We start from the raw sequence: 16884 nt of genomic DNA, 5'->3' as shown, positions 1-16884 counted from the left end.
TTTTATTATCTTTATACGGGGTATTGTGTCGTGGTGCAAGAGTGTCGGGAGCGTGCGGTGAAAATATCCGACGAAAATGTGACGCCGTTCGGGAAATGTGTATCTTTGTTCGCGAAACATGATATGGAAGGATTTGGACTGATTACAAGCCACAATAAAAAATTGCTGAAACAGCATTTTGTTCGACATTCTCCTGCTTTAATGTATTTAATTGTTTAGGTATAAATATTTTAATGTAGGCTTTTTTATTGATGTCGGAGTAGGCCTCTGGGGGACACCCCTTTCGGGACGGGTCCTTTTCTTTTTGTGTGCAAGCAGATTAACTGAAAATACAGAACAGACATGAATTTAGCCATAGTGGGAACCGGGTATGTCGGGCTCGTGTCGGGAACCTGTTTCGCCGACATGGGGGTGAACGTCACCTGCATCGACATCAACGAACGGAAGATAGAGGAACTGCGCCGCGGGGTGATTCCGATATACGAACCGGGCCTGGAGGAGATGGTGTTGCGCAACGTACAGGCGGGGCGGCTCCGTTTCGGAACCGACCTTTCGCAGGGGATAGATTTAGGCGGCGCCGTGTTTGCCGGGGCGCGCGAGCAGTGGGTAAGTGTGTATAAGAGACAGGGATAGACGATTACGACGTCATCGTGTGTGCGGTGGGTACCCCTCCCGGCGAAGACGGCAGTGCGGATTTGCAGTACGTGCTCGAAGTGGCCCGCACGGTCGGGCGTCATATCGGCGGATATACGCTTTTCGTAACCAAAAGTACCGTTCCGGTCGGAACGGGCGAACTGGTGCGGGCGGCCATCCGCAGAGAGCTTGACCAACGGGGGATGAATGTGGAGTTCGACGTCGCTTCCAATCCCGAATTCCTCAAGGAGGGGGCGGCCATCAAGGACTTCATGGAACCCGACCGGGTGGTGGTCGGCGTCGACAGCGGCCGGGCCCGCACGATTATGGAGCGGTTGTACAAGCCGTTTATCGAGAACGGGCGTTTGCTGCTTTTCACCGATATTCCTTCGGCCGAAATGATAAAATACGCTTCGAATGCCATGCTTGCCACGCGTATCTCCTTCATGAACGACATCGCCAATCTGTGCGAGAGGCTCGGTGCGGATGTCGATATGGTGCGTCAGGGGATGGGAGCCGACCCGCGTATCGGGCCGAAGTTCCTCTACCCGGGCATCGGTTACGGCGGAAGCTGTTTCCCGAAGGATGTGAAGGCGCTGGTGAATACGGCGCGCAGCAACGGGTACGACATGAAGGTGCTGCGGGCGGTCGAAGAGGTTAACGGGGCGCAGAAACGGTTGCTCTTCGAGAAGTTCAGGGATTACTTCCGCGGCGACATCGCCGGTCGGCGGGTGGCCGTATGGGGCCTTTCGTTCAAACCGGAGACCGACGACATGCGCGAAGCGCCTTCGGTGGTCATCATTGAACACCTGCTTCGTGCCGGATGCGAGGTTTGTGCCTACGACCCGGTTGCATCGGAGGAGGCACGCCGCATTCTCGGTGACGGTGTCCGCTATTGCCGGGATAAGTACGAAGCGGCGGAGGGGGCCGATGCCCTGATGCTGGTTACCGAGTGGCAGGAGTTTCGCATGCCCGACTGGTGTGCCGTGCGGAAAGCCATGAGGACGCCCGTGGTATTCGACGGGCGTAATATATACAACGGCGAAGAGCTTGCTGCCAAGGGATTTGCATACTGTTCCATCGGACGCAGATGACGGGCGGCGGCCTTCGTGCATTGGTACGGCGGGCGGCATGTGAGTGCTGCCCGCCGTTCTTTGTAGGGAACGGCTTCGAGGGCCGAAGGGATGACCCGGATTCGGCGTATTACAGGCTGCCGCCGAGAAAACCGAGTACGAAGATAGAGGCGACGGCGAAGAGCATGCCGACGGTTTTCCGTCCGTCGAGTTTCTCACCGAAAGCCGCGATGCCGACGAGCGTGGTCAGCAGGACTACGCTGATGTTGTAGATTCCGTAGAATGTGCTGGATGAGAAATATTTGAGTCCGTGCATCAGACCGAATGTCACGAAATAGTTGAAGGTACCCAGGCAGAGACCGCCGGCTATGCTTTTCCAGCGGAATCGGAATGCCTCGCGTCCCTCTTTCGCGGCATAGTAGGCGACGGCCCCTAAAAAGGCGGCGGAGAAGAGCATGATTTCGAATACGGGATAATCCGTTTCGTAGCACCCTTCGGTCTTGATGAGGTGTTGAGATGTTTTCATGCATACCGCAATGAAGCCCACGGAGAGGAATACGCCGACCGGCAGTAGAACGGTCTTGAGCCGTTCGTTTCTGCCCGTTGCCGTATCCGTCCCCTTGTCGTGCGGACGGTAGATGATGAATACGAAGGCGAGCATTACGAGGGCCGTGCCGAGAAGTTCCCAGCCTGTGATGCGTTCGCCGAGGAAAAGGGCGGCCCAGACAATCGGCAGTATCACCGATGTGCGTGAGGCCATGGTGGTGATGGATACGCCTACCCGTCGGGTAGAGGCGGCCATGAGGTCCATCGAGCCGAAGTAGAGCGCTCCTGTTATCAGGGCCAGGTACCACCAGCCGTTTCCGCCGAAACCGCCCGCGTCCGCTGCCGCGAGATACCGTCCGCCGGAGAGAAGGGCGATGACGAGGGCGAAGGCGTAATTCGTCATGATGGCCTGCGGAATATAAATCTTTTTGACGTTGAAGAATTTCAGCGCCAGCATGATGAGCGACATGGCCGCTATGGCGAGGAGCAGGTATTGCATGGTCTGTATCGTTGTTTCCGTCTTGGACAGGAGAACCGGGATGCCGGCCCTCCTGCCCGACAAAGATAGTGCGAAAAGTTCGGTAAACGCTCCGCCTTTCCGGACTTTGTCCGTGTGCGGGCGGCGTGTCCGGAGTAAAAATAAGAGGAGGAACGGCATGAGCTCCCGTTCCTCCTCCTCGTGTATGGCTGCCGCGTTTATGCTGTCTTTCCGGCTACGAGGCGGTTGGCCCTTTCGGCCGCGATGTGGATGTTCGCGCAGATGTTTTCTTCGCCGACGAGCCGGTCGATGCCCGCTTTGAGAAGCGTCTCTCTGACCGACGGGTTCACGCCGGAGAGGATGACCTCGATGCCCTCTTTTCGGGAGGCCCGGATGAGGTTGGAGAGGTTATGCAGTCCGGTAGAGTCGATGAAGGGAACTTTGCGCATGCGGATGATGCGGACTTTCGACTTCTCGCCCATGGTGTGCATCACGTCGTCGAACTTGCTGGCGATACCGAAGAAGAAGGGGCCGTCTATCTCGTAGACTTCGACGCCTTCGGCGACCTCCACCTTGTCGTCGCGGTGGTTGCTCTCGGCATCGGCCGTCATGTCTATCTGGTCGTGGATGACCGAGATGTTGGTGCTCTCCATGATGCGCCGCATGAACAGGACGACGGCCATCAGCAGACCGGCGGCTATGGCGATGGTCAGGTCGAAGACGACCGTGAGCAGCAGGGTGGTGAAGAGTACCGCGATGTCCGCTTTGGGATTTTTCATCATGCCGCGGATGGTGCGCCATTCGCTCATGTTGTAGGAGACGATGACGAGTACGCCTGCCAGACAGGCCATCGGGATGTGGCGGGTGAGCGGCGAGAGGAAGAGCAGGATGAGCAGCAGGACGACGGCGTGAATGATACCGGCCACCGGGGTACGGCCGCCGTTGTTGATGTTGGTCATCGTGCGGGCGATGGCGCCCGTCACGGGGATACCGCCGAAGAACGGTACGACGATGTTGGCGGCGCCCTGTGCGATGAGTTCCGTATTGGAATTGTGGCGGTCGCCCGTGACGCCGTCGGCCACCGTGGCCGAAAGCAGCGATTCGATGGCGCCGAGCATGGCGATGGTGAAGGCCGGTGGCAGCAGGCCGCGGATGGTCTCCAGATTGAAGGAGAACCCGGCGGGGGCCGGTATGGCGGGGTTGATGCTGTAACGGTCGCCGATGGTCTCTATCGTATCGATGCCGCAGTACCTTTTGAGCAGGTAGGAGGCGACGGTAACGAGGATGATGGCCGCGAGCGACCCCGGTATCTTGCGCGATACCTTGGGCGTCAGCAGAATGATGAGGATGCTCACCAGGCCGATGCCGAGGGCCCAGAGGTTGGTGGTGTCGAAGTGCTGGAAGTAGACCGCCCATTTGCCGATGAAGTCTTCCGGGACGGCTCCGTCGATACGTAGACCGAAGAGGTCTTTTATCTGGGTGGAGAATATCGTCAGGGCAATACCAGCCGTGAAGCCCACGATGATGGGATAGGGGATGAATTTGATGACGACGCCGAGTTTGAAGAGTCCGAGCAGGACAAGGATGATGCCGGCCATGACGGTGGCGATGGCGAGTCCTTCGATGCCGTACTGGCTGATGATGCCGGCGACGATGACGATGAAGGCTCCCGTGGGGCCGCCTATCTGGACGTTGCTGCCGCCGAGGAACGAGACGATGAAGCCGCCGATGATGGCGGTGATGAGTCCCTTTTCGGGCGAAACGCCGCTGGCTATGCCGAATGCGATGGCGAGGGGGAGGGCGACGATGCCGACGATGATGCCGGCCATCAGGTCGGCGGTGAATTTCCGGCGGTCGTAGTTTTTCAGCGCCGTGAAAAGTTTGGGTTGGAAATCGATGGTGTGTTTCACGATAACGGATGTTTGTCAGGGTTAGTTTTGTTAAGGCGGCGCAAATATAACAAAATATATTCGATGAAAACCGAAAGCGGCTGTCGGGCAGTATCCCGGCCTGCGGTCGCAGGAGCGATTCGGTTGAACGGATATGGTTAGATGTATTCAATGGACCCTTTCTGCGTCTGTCGGGTGTTCCTCCGGTTTATGGGCGTGTTGCGATTGGAGAGTGGTAAATGCCCGTGGAGTGAATGAGATGACCGGACGGGCGGCCCTCTTCATCGGATGCTGTTTGTCGATGTACCGGGTATCGGGAGTGCCTTGTTGCCGGCCGGGGTGACGGAACGGAAGGGTAATATTTTGACGATTAAGCGAATGAATTAATATTTTATTATTATCTTTCAAGTGCGATACCTCGAAAAAGATTGATGGGATTATGCGAAAACTCTTGTTGCTTTTCTTGTTTTTAGGCGGCGCCGTGTTTGCCGGGGCGCGCGAGCAGTGGGTAACGGGGCATGTGTTTATCTGCGGTACGATGCAAGCCATGCCATTCGCTTCGGTCTGGTTGCTGGACCCGCAGACGGGAGAGCCTGAATATGCGGCGTTTACCTCCGTAGACGGTTGGTACGACTTCGGCAATGTCGAGATGGACCGGGCCTATCTTTTGAAGGTTACTGCGCCGGGCTGCGAAACGGTGACGAAAAAGATAAAACCCCGATATGATGCGAATGTTCAACCGAACATCACCTACAATATCGCGCTGGAGCGCACGCCGGACGCGGGGATGTTGATGCCGGCGACCATGTACGTTCCGGCAGAGATTGCCCCCGATGCCGTTACCATAGAGGATGTGTATGGACATATTCCCGGAGTCATTTATGAGGACGGTTTCTTTACCGACGCAAACGGAGCGAATGTACGTATCCTATTCAATGGATATGTCATGTACAGCAGTTCATATGAGGAGCTGTGCGAGCTTGTGACCGCTAAGGATATTGTCAGCATAGACTATTACGACCTGAGCGATACGGATTCGCCGTATTATGCCGGCGTTCTCGATTTCAGAGTGAACATCGTGATCAGCGACGGACCTGAAAATACGGAGCTCCCAATTGAAAGTACTTTCTGGGATATTTAGTTCTCCGTCCGTGGTCGGAGCCCAAGACGCCATCCGTTTTTCAGATAGGAGGAATAGAGCGAACCGCCGTAATTTTGTCAAGCTTATGCAATTGGCCTTTCTGAAAGAATATATGTATGCCGATTTATTCAATGAAGTTGCAAGCGATTCATTCAGTAGGATTCTTCGTGAACTGCTGCTGGAAGAGCACGTGACCATTCATTTTCAACATAGATATCTTCAAAAGAATTTTGTAAAGCTATGAAAAAACTCATCTTGTTTTTCTTGTTTTTAGGCGGCGCCGTGTTTGCCGGGGCGCGCGAGCAGTGGGTAACGGGGCATGTGTTTATCCGCGGTACGATGCAAGCCATGCCATTTGCTTCGGTCTGGCTGCTGGATCCGCAGACGGGAGAATCGGAGTATGCGGCGTTCACCTCTGTCAATGGTTGGTACGACTTCGGCAATGTCGAGATGGACCGGGTCTATCTCCTGAAGGTTACTGCACCGGGCTGCGAAACGGTGACGAAAAAGATAAAGCCCCGATATGATGCGACTGTTCGGTTGAACCGCACCTATAATATCGCGCTGGAACGCACGCCGGACGCGGGGATGTTGATGCCGGTGGCCATGTACGTTCCGGCAGAGATTGCCCCCGATGCCGTCACCATAGAGGATGTGTATGGACATATTCCCGGTATCGTCTACGAGGACGGTTTCTTTACCGATGAAAACGGAGCGGATGTGCGTATCCTGTTCAATGGATATATCATGTACAGTGCCGAGTATGAGAAGCTGTGCGAGCTTGCCACCGCTAAGGATATTGTCAGCATAGACTATTACGACCTGAGCGATACGGATTCGCCGTATTATGCCGGCGTTCTCGATTTCAGGATAAATATTGCAGGCAATGATGCGTTGGCTATTACGGAACCGTTGATGGAGAATCCTTCCTGGGATATTTAGAGATTCCGTCCGTGGTCGGGGAGCGCAGGATGCGGTTAGTTCTTCGGAAAGACTACGGTATGTGAAACGGAAGAGACAGCTTGATGTATCGGGCATTTTCTCTTTCGCAGGCTGTTGCCGGCGTCCCGCACGGCTTGTCGAACACGTACCGGAAAAGAGGCAGGTAAAATTGATTTGGACTCCATGAAAAAATCGAAGTTCTGTATATTGTTCGTCCTGTTCGTAATTGCGGCGGATATCGCCGCAGTGGACGCCCAGATTGTATTGAAAGGGAAGGTCACGACCCGGGAGGAGGAACCGGTCGCTTTCGCTGCCGTCAGCCTGCGGGGGATGAGGGACACCACGCGGCTGGTCGAAACGGCGGTAACGGACATGCAGGGGAATTACGCTTTCGGGAAACATCGCGAGGGCAAATACCTGCTCACGATACAGTCTCTGGGGTTTCGCACACTGAACGATACCGTGCATATCAGAAGGTCGTCTTTGGGCAATACGTATGAGATGCGCAAGGATTATCTCCTCGAAGAGGAGGCGACGGCGATAGACGATGTGGTGGTCGTGGGGACGAATGTGGCCCACTATCTCGACCGTACTGTTTACCGGGTGACCAATGCCGACCGCAGGACGGCCGTCACGGGCCTCGACCTGACCAACAAGGTGCCGCAGGTTACGCTCGACCGTATCAACGAGACCGTCTCGTCGAGCGACGGGGAAGTCACGATTCTCGTAAACGGCATCGCGGCGTCGGCACAGGAGCTGAAGACGATTAGTCCGGAGGAGGTCGGTCAGATAGAGTATTACGACCTGCCGCCCATACGGTACGGCGGCGGGAATGCGGTGCTGAACATCGTTACCAAAGAGGTCCGGGACGGCTTCTACGGAGGCATCGATTTGAAACATGCCGTTCCGGTCCGATGGCTCAACGACAGTTTTTACCTGCGTTACAACCGCGGCCGCAGCCAGTTGACCTTCCGCTATTATGCGAGCTGGCACAAGTCGGACGCACAGTTTGTGGACGATGAGTACCGGTATGCGCTGAACGGGACGGATTATGCCCAATATCTCCATACTTCGGGCGGTTACAGGAGTTTCTATAACGATTTCAATCTCAAATACACCAACCAGCTTCAGGACAAGTACGTCTTTCAGGCGACCTTCTATCCCAGTCTGCGGAACAATGAAAACCATTACGATTCGCAGATAGAGTTTTTGGAGGGTGCGACCGGGATGCAGCGGTACGGCAATTACAGGACGGAATCCAAAATATTCAATCCGACGCTCGACCTCTATTTCTGGAGACAGTTGGGCCGGAAGCAGGAGCTCATCATGGCTATCACGGGAAACTATTTCGATTCGGGGCTGGATACCCGTTCGAGCGAGTACGATTCGGCGGACGACCGTCCCGTATTCGAGGATTTCCTGACTGTCGACGGCCGGAAATACTCGGCCATCGGACAGGCGCTTTACATCAAGAATTTCGAGAAGGTCGCGTTTTCGGTAGGCGAACGCTTTTCGTACGAGTCCAACATCGCGCATACGGCCAGCTGGCTGTCGGGCGACCGGCAGGAGCGGACGACACGGATGAACAACTACCTTGCGGCCGAAGTGTCGGGCAAGATAAAGACCAGGTTCTCGTACCGTTTCTCTTTGGGGGTTATCGCCAGCCGTACCGTAACGGCCGGCAACGATTCGTGGCAGTGGGTCTTCGCTCCGAATGTCATCGCCGGCTATCAGATATCGTCTTCCTTCATCGTCAAGGCGGGATTCAGCCAGGCCAATACTTCGCCGAGCCTCGGCATGCTCGACGACCGGATTGCCATGATAACCCAAAATATCGTTTCACGCGGCAATCCGTCCCTGAAGAACGGATTCCGGAACTCGGCATTCATCGGTACGGGATATACCAACAAGTGGCTGAATATCAACGTCACCTGCCTCTACGGATATGCGAAGAACCCCATTAATTATTACTATCGGCAGGATGGGGCCCGGTATGAGTACATGCCGGTCAATGACAGGTCCAGCGAGACCTGCGGAATCAATTACGCTTTGCAGCTCACCCCGTTTGAAAACGACATCCTGACGATTAAACTGCAGGGCGGCGTTTATTACACGAGTCTGAACTCCGGTGTCTTGGGAAGGGTAGGTTATCTGCGAATTCCTTTAAGCTACTATATACAATTCGCCTGGAAGAACCTTTCGGCATTTTATCAGGGCAACATCGTTACCGGAAACATGGTACCGCCGATGATAGTGTACAGCGACCTGGGTTCCGGAATCGGAATAATCTACAAGTATCGGAATTTCGCCTTCTCCCTATCCTGCGCCAATTTCCTGATTCGTCCGGAGTCCCGGTCGCATACCATAGGCGGAAGCGCCGTTTGGCGCAAAAGCACGGGCAGTCAGAGGGATTCGTACAATCGGGTGATGCTGGGGGTGAGTTATAACTTCGGCCGGGGCCGGGTCTATAACGAAGCCGAAAGGCATATCAGCAACAGGGACGAGGATTCCGGATTATAGGTTTCGGTCGTTTCAACCTGTCGGTCTTTTTATTTCACCACTTCGCCGCGGACGAATACCGCTACCGGTCGGCTGTTTCCCGTATTGGAGTATATCTTCACGTTGTTGTTGAAGGGCCCCGTTTCGTTTTTCGGGTTGTAGGTTATTTCAAAAGTGCCCGACTCGCCCGGCATGAGGGGTTTGCGCGGATACTTTACAGAGAGGCAGGTGCAGCTCTGTTCGGTGCGGGTGATGACGAGCGGGGCCGAACCGGTGTTCGTAAAGACGAAAACCGCGGTTTGCGGCTCGCCTTTGAAACGGAGCGTTCCGAAATCGTGCTCCATGCGGTCGAAAGAGAGTTCGGGCGCCGGCTCCTGTTTCTGTTCCGTGCCGGATGCGTGCACGGCGGCAGGCACCGCCGTAGCTGCGTTCATGCCGCCGGTTGTGCCGAGCATCAGTGCCGCAACTGCGGCCGTGAGGATTGCGTACATCTCCGTTTGCTGTTTTGACCGGGCATCCGGAGCGCTGCGGTTTCCTGAGAAGGAAACGGGCGCAGACCCGTTCGTCCGGGATGTGATATTTCTTGTCTTGCGGGCAGCGTAGGCCGGGAACCCGTACAAGGACGGAGGACCGTCTTCTCGGGACCTTTCTTATTGGAGGCGGAAGACGTAGGTTATCGTACCCGTTTGTACCGCGTTGGCTTCGCTCGGCGAGAACCGTGCCTGTCGTGCCGCTTGCAGAGCCGCATCGAGCAGTCTGGCATCTTGGGTCGTGGAGCCCTGCGGATGGAAGGCCGTGTTCTGTACGTGCCCCTGTGCGTCCACGGTGATTTCGATGATGACGATACCCTGTGCGTCGTTGGATTCGTAGGCCGGTTTCGGCAGGCTGCCTATCGCCCGGCGCCCTTTCAGGTCGAAGGAGATGCCTTCGTTTCCCGTTCCCGTACCGGTACTGCTGCCGTCACCGCCCGATTCGTGCCCGCGGTTTCCGGCCGTCTGTGCGCCGGAGCCTTGCGAAGAGGCATTCGAGGAGGTGCTCCTACCCGGGAAAAGGGCGCGGCGGTTCACCTGCCGTTCCTGTTCGGCAGGGGTATGCTCCGTCTGCTGCTGGCGCTGGCTGCCCGTCGTAATGACCGGTGCCGGTTCCGTCTCCTGCGTAAGGTACTCTTCCTGCGAGGTATCCGGCCGGCTGGCCGCCTCTTCGGTTTCGGACAGTGCCACGTTCTGTGTACCGCTCCCGTCGCTGTCGTCGCCGAAGTCGATGAGGATGCCTTCGGCGGGACGTTCGTACTCCGTCCGGAACGACACGAGCAGGCTCACCGCAAGGAATGCGGCGAGGTAACACGCCGCGGCGATGAGGCCCGCGCGCCTGCCTGTCCGGTTATTATCGGGAGCGTAATAGTACATGTGCCTGTCAATTGGGACTCGTGGCCAGGATGAGCGTCCACTTGTTGTCCTTGGCGATGTTCATCACTTTCACCACGTTGTCGATGGGAACGCTCTTGTCCGCGTGCAGCGACAGGGTGGGCTGTTCCGCACCTTCGAGTTTTCCGCGCAGGATGGTCTCCAGGTCGTCGAACCGGACGGGAACCGTCTCTACGTAATATTGCAGGTCGGAGGTGATGGAGACCGTGGTATAGGGTTTCTCCTTTATCTGGTTGTTGCTCGTGGGAAGAGTCAGTTTCAGCGCGTTGGGGTTGATGAGCGTGGTGGCTATGAGCATGAACACCAGCAGCAGGAACATCAGGTCGGTCATCGAGGCCGAGCTGAACGCCGAATTGACCTTTGAGCCTCTTCTGATAGCCATGGCCTTATTTCTTCTTATCTACCGGTTGGTTGAGGATATCCATGAAAGCGATGGAGTTGGCCTCCATCTGGAAGATGAGCTTTTCGATACGCGCGATAAGGTAGTTGTAGCCGAAGTAGGCGGGAATACCGACGATAAGGCCGCCCACGGTGGTAATCATGGCCACGTACATGCCGCTGGAGAGGATGCTCATATCCACTACGCCTCCCGCCATGGACATGTTCATGAAGGCCTGTACGAGCCCTATCACCGTTCCGAGAAAACCAATCATCGGGGCGCCTCCCGAGATGGTGGCCAGAGCCGGCAGACCGTTTTCGAGTTTGGAGACTTCGAGGTTGGCGACATTCTCGATGGCGTTCTGCACGTCGGTCATGGGACGCCCGATGCGTTCGATGCCCTTGTCTATCATCCTGGCGATGGGGGTATCGGTCGATTTGCAGAGGTCTACCGCCGCCTCCATTCTCCCTTCGTAGATGAAGTCGCGTATCTTGTTGATGAAGTTCTGGTCTATCTTCGATGCCTTGCGGATGGCGATGAAGCGTTCCACGAAGATGTATATGGCCAGTGCCCCCAGCACCAGCAGTACCCACATCAGCCAGCCTCCGGCAAGGAACAGTTCCCCGAACCCCATCGTTTTGGGCTGTTCGGCAACGGCAGCGCCCGCTGCCTGCAAAAATATCGTCATAGTGTAAGCCTGTTAAGTTGTTATCGGGTTTTCTTTTGCTGTGTTTCGTATGCCGTACGGTCCGAAACCGCATAAGGCTCCGCAAATTTAAGAAACATATTTCAATTTCATGAACCGTACCCCTGCTTTCAGCCTGTGAAGGCGATGTCGTCCCTTCGGTAGGGACGGATGTTTCGACCGCTGCGGATTTGTCGTATCCCGTGCCGTATTACGGTCGGACGGTGACTGCCGTTCCGCCGGAGACGTTACTGGCCGGATTCCCGTTCCGCCGGAGCAGCCAGTTCTTCGGCTGCTGTCGTACGTGCCTCCTCTTCGCGGCGGCGCTGCATCTCCTCGCGCATGCGTCGTCGCCGCTCCTCGCTCTCCTCCCGCCGCTGTTCTATACGGCTTTTGGCGGGTTGCTGCGTTTCGGCCGGTCGGCTGTTCCCGTCGTTGGGCGCGGCATCGAGGGGGGCGGTTCCGGTTGTCGGTGCGGCGGGCTGTTCCGCACTGCCGGCCTTCGCCGCCTCTTTCTCCGCGCGTTTGCGACGGCGGGCCTCCTTGCGTGCACGCGACTGGCGGACGATATCGGAAAAGACATTGAAGTCCTCCTTGTAATAGATACCGATGCCGTTCTCCTGGAGACCCTGGTTTTCGTCGTAGCGGTTGATGGTGCGCGTGAAGGCTTTGAGCGATACGTTGCCCGCCGGGGTGATTATCCAGGTCAGGGAGGCGTCTCCCGTAATGTTGGCATTGTTACGCATGTTATTGTCGGCGTTGTAGTTGCCTTCCACTTCAAGGATGAGCCGGTCGTTGCCTCCGATGTTGTAGGAGAAGCCGAAATCCACCTCCTCCGAGGAGGTCTGGTCCTGCGGTCGGTAGTTCAGCATGATGTTCAGGTCGTTGGTGGAGATGAGGTTGCTCAATTGGTTGGAGAGGAAGTTGAGGCCCAGCGTCGCTCCGGCCGATGTGGCATCGGTGTCGGAAGCCGTACTGCCGTTCGGAGCGAATGAACCGAATCCCACGAGCCACAGGAAATTGAGGGCTCTGTCCTCGTTGGAGGCGAGGGCGCCGCTCAGCACGTTCTGTATGTCGGCGTCGGCCGAGGGAATGCGGATGTCGAACGTGAGGTCTGGTTTGCGGAGGCTTTCGCTGATGCGCACGATGCAGTCCACCGGGACGCGCGTCCCGGTGTTGATGCCGGTTCCCTGGAGCGACGAGGCGAGCTGCTGGAGCGAAGCCCGCACCCTGTACACGGCCTCTATGTTGAGCATGGCATCCATCGGGTCGCCGCTGAACTGGATGGTTCCTCCCTGTTGCAGGATGAACTTCTTGTTGGAGATTATCGGTTGCATGCTGAACAGAAAGTCCCCTTCCGCTATCTCGTAGGTGCCGAATATGGAAAGTTCGCCGGTTCCCGGGTTGAGCAGGACGTTGAGTGCGGCCGTACCGCGTGCATTGACCGTCATGTTGGTGGCCGGGTCGATGATGATGGAGAGCAGCAGTCCGGGGTTGACGTTCAGCGATACGTTGAGGTTCAGGTTGACCTTCTCCTTGCGCTTGGTCCGTTCCGTCATGGAGCGTTCGTACAGTTGTTTTTTCAGCTCCAGCACGTTCTCCGGCGCAGCGTTCTCCGGCTGGCGGCTTTCGAATACAATCCAGTCGGCTTCCGACATGTTGGATTTGTTGGACAGCGGCAGATAGAAAGCCGACCCCGGTTGCGTGGTGACCGCCACATCCACGTTGATTCCGTTGCGGTTGCCCTTCACATTGACGGCTCCGGAGATGTAGACCTTGCCGTAGAATTGGTCGTTGGCCCTGGCTTTCGTGTCGATGGCCATGATGTTGGAGGGAATCAGACGTGCGGAGTATGCGATGTTCGAGGTGTTGCTGATGTCGGCCTGTGCTTCGAGCGTGGCTTTGTTCCCTTCGCCGTCGGTGAGCGTCGTGAGGGGCAGGCGCACGGTTCCGCCGTCGATGTCGATGTCGAGCGTCGGTGTACTGTATGTGACGTCGGTGATGCCGATGGTCGTCGAGAAGTCGCTTACCGACAGTGTGCCGTTCATCTTCGGCATGCCCTTGCTTCCGCGGAGTTCGAGGTAGAGGGCCGTGGTGCCTTCCACCGAACGGATGACGTCGGCGGGCAGGAACGGGTTCGCCGCTGCGAGCGGAATGCCGTCGATGTCCACCGTAGCGGCGTAGCTGTTGGTGTCGGGGCGGTAGAAGCCGCGCACGAGAGTTTTGCCGTCGGCCGTATTGACGAGCGACAGGCCCGCCCGTTCGGTGGCGAAGTCCCATGCGCTGTTCAGGCGCAGCCTCGGTGCCGTATAACCGTTCATGCTCAGGCTGTCCATCATGATGTCGGCGATGAGTATCGGGTCTTTCATGCCGGAAATGAGCGTGGCCGAACCGTCGAGCGAACCCCGTACGGTACCTTCGGGCAGTCCGGCTATGCTGTTGAGCGGCCTGATGCTGAACTCGTCGAGCGCCAGCCGCAGCGTGTCGTCCTTGCCGTCGGCGAGCGTGCCGTCCACATGCAGCTTCTGTGCGCCGCTTGTTATCAGAAAGTCGTCTATCGTTATCCGTTTCGGCGTATATTCTATCAGGTTCGAGGAGATGTTCCAGCGCTGTTTGCCCGTCATGATATGGGACGAGGACTTGAAGAGAAGGCCGATGCGCAGTTCCTTGTCCTCTTCCGTTCGGGAGAGGAGCGACTGTACGTCGAATACGGCATTCAGGTCCGACGTACTGTTGCTGATGTTGGCATTGACCTCTATTCTGTCGTCTGCCACACGGGCGGCGATGTCGTTGGACGGCATGGAAAACCCCGGCAGGTAAAGGTCTTCGGTGGTGAACCGCAGGGCGATTGCTCCGGGGTCCGATGTGTTGTCGGCCGTGAAGCCGAGTTTCGTTACGAAGAAGTCGGCGTATTCGATGTAATCGCTGTTGGCCGTCACGGAGAATCGTTCGGTCATCGGATTGAATTCGGCATCCACCTTCGTGCCTTCGGCGATGCTGAAGCCCGGCAGAAAGATAGCGGCGATGTTGTTGGCTGCCTTGATGTCGAGGTGCAGTTCCGACCGGCTGTCGGAACGCTTGAGGGTGACGGGTATCGTGTGTCCCTGCCGGTCGGTGCGTATCCGGGGAGGCGCAGATGTTCCGGCGGCGGGCCGTACTGACAGGGGACCTGCGGCAGTCGGTGCGCCGCCGGAAAGCATCCGGTCGCCGGGGCGGTGCGCTGCTTGCGTCCCGCCCGTCGCATCGAGTGCGGGCAGATAGTCGTAGAGGATGTGGTTCAGATAGTTGAATATTTCTTTATAGCTTATTCCGCTCTTGAATTCCACGTCGGCGAAAGAGGAACTCATGGCGAGGTATTTGCTTTCGTCGCTGTTGCGGCCGGTGAAGAGGATGGTATCAGCCTGCACGTCGTCCGTCGAGGAGGTGTAGCGGAGGTTCGAGAGCAGTATCTCGCCGTTGATGTTATCCAGATTGGTACCGCTGCCGTTCGCCCGTACACGGCCGCTGAGAATGGCGATGCTGTCTTTCCGATTGACGTTGAGGCTGTGCAGGTCGGCGCGGCGCAGGTTTATTTCGGCATCGTAGGCGGGAACGGCATTGCGGAAATCGGCCGAACCGTTCACCGTGAAGAGCAGTTTCGGGTCTCCTGACATGACGTTCAGCATGGCCTGTTTGCCGGCGTAGCTGCCCGAGGCCATCAGTTGGCTATAGGTGTAGCCGTTGAATTCGGCCATCGGCACGAAAAGGCTGCCGTTCACCGAGAGTCCCTCCTTGCCGGCATGTCCCTGTGCCTTCATATCCGCGATGACCTTCCCCAGCAGGTCGTTCCCCGTTACTCTTCCGGCATCCACGCCGTTTACCGTGACGTGTGCATCGAAATCCGTTCCCGCCTCTCCGTGCATGCCGCCGTGTCCGCTGACGGTTACCGTACCCGCATCCGCATGCAGCGACAGTTCCGCTCCGAATGCCGTCGTCCGGCCGGAGGCCTTGGCTGTCAGGGAGAAGTTTCCCGCGCGGGCAATCATCTCGGCGGTCTGCCGCGGCAGCGAGTCGGGCAGGAGTGCGCCCGCTATCTTGTCCACTCCGCTGCCGCTCGATACGAGTCGGGTGATGTCGATGTCGAATGTGGCATTGCCGATGTCCATGACGTTGGCCAGGGCGGCGTCGAGTCCTATCTCGGCCTCCCGGTCGCCGACCAGCAGGGCGAGTTTCACTTTGAAGTCATTGATGGTGCCGCCGAAATCCACTGTCGCATTGCGGAGCAGGAGTCCTTCGTCCGTACCGAGCGAGGGGACGAAGTAGGCGAGCGTACGGGTGGAGAGCGTCGAATGTTCGAGCCGAACATCGAAGCGGACGCTGTCGAGAATATCGGCCATGGCCTCCCAGTTGCCGCCGTCCATCCGGAATACCGGCATGGAGAGGTCCGAACACGGCGTAACGATGCGTGTGCCGTTCAGGGCTATCAGGCCGTCGCCCACGGTGAGCTGGTCTGTGGAGAGGTTGCGGACCGTGAAGCCGCTGATGTCGCGGAACGACATGGAGACGATATCCATCGTGATGGTTCCCCCGTCGATATCGAGTCCGTCGCTCCGGATGTCGAGTCCGTCGAACACCATATTTCCGAAATTGACTCCCTGGGAGAGGGTGTCGGCCCCTTCGTTGCGGAACATGAAGCGCGAGTCGGAAATCCGCAAGTCGCGGAAGGCCAGCCTCGTGGAGCTCTTCTGTTTGGTGGTGTCGCTGCCCAGTCGGGAGATGAGCTGCGCGATGTTGAGTTCCCCGTCTCGCGGAGTATAGAGATAGATTTTTGCCTCGTCCAGAAATACGTCCCCGATAATGATTTTCTTGTGTAGCAGGGCGCTTTTGCTGACGGCCGCTCCCAATTTTTTGGCGTAGAGCATGGTATCGCCCGTGTAGTCCTCGATGTAGAGCCCTTCGGCGACGAGCCGGCTGAATCCGCGCAGACGGATGCGGTCGATGGAGACGGTGGTTTCGAGTTTGCGCGAAAGGAGTTCCGTGGCCTTGCGGACGGCGAAGTTCTGTACCGTCCCGACATTCAACAGCAGGGCGGCTGCAACCGGCAGTCCGACTATCGCGACGATTATCCACGACAGCACTTTTCCCAATATTTTTATACCTTTGCGCATAGCTGTTTCACTCCCCATTAAAGGCCCGCGGAACGAATCGCAATTTTA

10 protein-coding genes and 1 pseudogene are annotated in these 16884 nt (G+C 57.0%); 4 read left to right on the top strand and 7 right to left on the bottom strand.

Translation table 11 applies throughout. The features are described from left to right. Positions 1–342 precede the first annotated feature (342 nt). Positions 343–1727: pseudogene (locus tag BQ5361_RS05570) on the top strand (UDP-glucose dehydrogenase family protein). Between the two features lie 109 nt (positions 1728–1836). Here BQ5361_RS05570 and BQ5361_RS05565 read toward each other — a convergent pair. Next, positions 1837–2751, bottom strand: coding sequence for an EamA family transporter (locus tag BQ5361_RS05565; RefSeq protein WP_022064344.1), 915 nt, complete (start codon positions 2749–2751; stop codon positions 1837–1839). Positions 2752–2948: 197 nt separating this feature from the next. Then, a complete protein-coding gene (locus tag BQ5361_RS05560; protein ID WP_022064343.1) occupies positions 2949–4640 on the bottom strand; it encodes a SulP family inorganic anion transporter in 1692 nt (563 codons plus the stop codon). Between the two features lie 418 nt (positions 4641–5058). Here BQ5361_RS05560 and BQ5361_RS05555 point away from each other — a divergent pair, with 418 nt between their 5' ends. From BQ5361_RS05555 to BQ5361_RS05545, 3 genes are all read left to right on the top strand, one after another. After that, positions 5059–5760, top strand: a complete 702-nt coding sequence (locus tag BQ5361_RS05555) for a peptidase associated/transthyretin-like domain-containing protein (RefSeq protein WP_035472531.1) — start codon at positions 5059–5061, stop codon at positions 5758–5760. A 240-nt stretch (positions 5761–6000) separates the two neighbouring features. After that, entirely contained in the window at positions 6001–6702 is a 702-nt protein-coding gene (locus BQ5361_RS05550; RefSeq protein WP_035472529.1) for a peptidase associated/transthyretin-like domain-containing protein, read from the top strand. A 183-nt stretch (positions 6703–6885) separates the two neighbouring features. Continuing rightward, the gene (locus BQ5361_RS05545; RefSeq protein WP_035472527.1) at positions 6886–9222 is read left to right on the top strand and encodes a carboxypeptidase-like regulatory domain-containing protein; all 2337 of its coding nucleotides are present in this window, start codon (positions 6886–6888) and stop codon (positions 9220–9222) included. A 29-nt stretch (positions 9223–9251) separates the two neighbouring features. Here the strand turns inward: BQ5361_RS05545 and BQ5361_RS05540 are convergent, their stop codons facing one another. From BQ5361_RS05540 to BQ5361_RS05520, 5 genes are all read right to left on the bottom strand, one after another. Continuing rightward, the gene (locus BQ5361_RS05540) at positions 9252–9692 is read right to left on the bottom strand and encodes a DUF1573 domain-containing protein (RefSeq protein WP_071424970.1); all 441 of its coding nucleotides are present in this window, start codon (positions 9690–9692) and stop codon (positions 9252–9254) included. Positions 9693–9851: 159 nt separating this feature from the next. Then, positions 9852–10607, bottom strand: coding sequence for a TonB family protein (locus BQ5361_RS05535; protein ID WP_052131007.1), 756 nt, complete (start codon positions 10605–10607; stop codon positions 9852–9854). 7 nt (positions 10608–10614) lie between these two features. Then, complete coding sequence (locus BQ5361_RS05530) at positions 10615–11007, bottom strand: ExbD/TolR family protein (RefSeq protein WP_022064338.1); 393 nt, start codon at positions 11005–11007, stop codon at positions 10615–10617. A gap of 4 nt (positions 11008–11011) precedes the next feature. Then, positions 11012–11692: a MotA/TolQ/ExbB proton channel family protein gene (locus tag BQ5361_RS05525; protein WP_022064337.1), complete on the bottom strand. Its 681-nt coding sequence runs from the start codon at positions 11690–11692 to the stop codon at positions 11012–11014. Between the two features lie 245 nt (positions 11693–11937). Then, positions 11938–16836, bottom strand: a complete 4899-nt coding sequence (locus BQ5361_RS05520) for a translocation/assembly module TamB domain-containing protein (RefSeq protein ID WP_035472525.1) — start codon at positions 16834–16836, stop codon at positions 11938–11940. Positions 16837–16884: the final 48 nt, after the last annotated feature.

The organism is Tidjanibacter massiliensis (assembly GCF_900104605.1).
Classification (GTDB): domain Bacteria; phylum Bacteroidota; class Bacteroidia; order Bacteroidales; family Rikenellaceae; genus Tidjanibacter; species Tidjanibacter inops.
This window is presented reverse-complemented; position numbering and strand designations above follow the sequence as displayed.

Bases quoted from the DNA above. Each gene is read 5' to 3' on its own strand.
- BQ5361_RS05565 (WP_022064344.1), bottom strand. From the start codon at position 2,751: ATGCAATACCTGCTCCTCGCCATAGCGGCCATGTCGCTCATCATGCTG.
- BQ5361_RS05555 (WP_035472531.1), top strand. From the start codon at position 5,059: ATGCGAAAACTCTTGTTGCTTTTCTTGTTTTTAGGCGGCGCCGTGTTT.
- BQ5361_RS05550 (WP_035472529.1), top strand. From the start codon at position 6,001: ATGAAAAAACTCATCTTGTTTTTCTTGTTTTTAGGCGGCGCCGTGTTT.
- BQ5361_RS05545 (WP_035472527.1), top strand. From the start codon at position 6,886: ATGAAAAAATCGAAGTTCTGTATATTGTTCGTCCTGTTCGTAATTGCG.
- BQ5361_RS05540 (WP_071424970.1), bottom strand. From the start codon at position 9,692: ATGTACGCAATCCTCACGGCCGCAGTTGCGGCACTGATGCTCGGCACA.
- BQ5361_RS05535 (WP_052131007.1), bottom strand. From the start codon at position 10,607: ATGTACTATTACGCTCCCGATAATAACCGGACAGGCAGGCGCGCGGGC.
- BQ5361_RS05530 (WP_022064338.1), bottom strand. From the start codon at position 11,007: ATGGCTATCAGAAGAGGCTCAAAGGTCAATTCGGCGTTCAGCTCGGCC.
- BQ5361_RS05525 (WP_022064337.1), bottom strand. From the start codon at position 11,692: ATGACGATATTTTTGCAGGCAGCGGGCGCTGCCGTTGCCGAACAGCCC.
- BQ5361_RS05520 (WP_035472525.1), bottom strand. From the start codon at position 16,836: ATGCGCAAAGGTATAAAAATATTGGGAAAAGTGCTGTCGTGGATAATC.